General features: G+C 39.1%; 2 protein-coding genes. Both read right to left on the bottom strand.

Annotation, left to right across the window (positions count from 1 at the left end; translation table 11 throughout):
- Window positions 1-248: 248 nt before the first annotated feature.
- On the bottom strand, window positions 249-944 hold the full coding sequence (locus tag ACRCYC_RS03565; RefSeq protein WP_438617814.1) for a hypothetical protein: 696 nt from the start codon (window positions 942-944) through the stop codon (window positions 249-251).
- A gap of 71 nt (window positions 945-1,015) precedes the next feature.
- The gene (locus ACRCYC_RS03560) at window positions 1,016-1,144 is read right to left on the bottom strand and encodes a hypothetical protein (protein ID WP_438617813.1); all 129 of its coding nucleotides are present in this window, start codon (window positions 1,142-1,144) and stop codon (window positions 1,016-1,018) included.
- Window positions 1,145-1,265: the final 121 nt, after the last annotated feature.

The raw sequence follows: 1,265 nt of genomic DNA, 5'->3' as shown, positions 1-1,265 counted from the left end.
CGCTATGCCCCTTAACTAAATGTTATCAGGAAAGTCATTAAGCTTATATTGTTGGCGAAGGAGATACCGTGATATGGCTGTGGTAGGGGACTATGGCAGATGGAATATATTATATCCTTAACGCTCTGTTAAAGGAGGCAATACAATACCGAAGTTGTTGCAAGCCACCTTAACCGCTAAAAAAAGCGCATAGCAAGACACCAAGTGCTGCGAGTCACTACTAGACAGCTTGTAGTTTGTTGAGTTTATTAGCTCATGCTTTCTAACTCATTAATTTTATTTTGGATTACTTGTGGCAAATTTGAGAAGCGAACCCCTTGCAAGGTAAACCTCAATCCTACTGACCAAACGAGTCCATATACCTCAAGCCAGAAACGCATATCGTTATCAATTAACCCTTCAATTAAAGTTAAGTAATGAGACTGTTGATCCTGGGGCATATCTTTAATTTTCGATAGCAAAGGAATCAATAAAGCAGCCTCTGAGTCAAATATGCCGCAATGTTGCCTAATATAGGATTTTGCTATTTCCCAAGCGTCCCCGTTGAGGTCTGTGTTACTGTGAGTCATAAAATTGTTGACAACCCAAGCTGTTGCTTCGGAAAAGAAATTTTCGTAAACCTCTCCAGTATCATGTTTGAGTCCATATTTTTGATTTTCGAGAGAATGCGTTAAAGCTGTCATTGAATTGAAGAAGTAATTGTCGAAATATTGTTTTTTAGCCAGTTCTAATTGAGCGTAATTGGCTTGCTGTGTCTCCTTTAATGTAAGTACCAATAAAACTACTGACATGAGTGTGAAGGCTGGGCCTAACACACCACCAAAAAAGGAACCTAAATATGCCCAATCCTCATTTTTTTCCCACAATCCAAAGCCGAATTTATGAACATATAAAAAAACTGGTGTGACGCATATGGCAAACAAGAATCCGAACCACTTTTTCATACTTATTTTATGACCTCACAATAAAATAGAAAAAACATCACTATTGAGCGTAAACAGTCCGTATAGAAACGCTACATGCTATCTGCACTACTAAATGCTGCTAGTTGTGCTTCGCTGGTAGGGGATTTTACTAAAGATGCTGAGTCAGCACATGTACTTGGAGTGCTAATATACTTTACTTGGTAAGCATCGAAGTCCATGATAACAAAAAGTTCAAGCAGGGACATTTTGAAATGGGCATTCACTGCGTGAATTTTATGCCCATTTCAAACCACTGCGCACGCAAGCGTGCTGCGTTATGCCCCTTAACTAAATGTTATC

Origin of the sequence: Paraclostridium sp., from assembly GCF_051657365.1 — a bacterium.
Taxonomy (GTDB): Bacteria; Bacillota; Clostridia; order Peptostreptococcales; family Peptostreptococcaceae; genus Paraclostridium.
The sequence above is the reverse complement of the archived record's forward strand: the minus strand, read 5'-3'. Positions and strand labels throughout refer to the sequence as shown.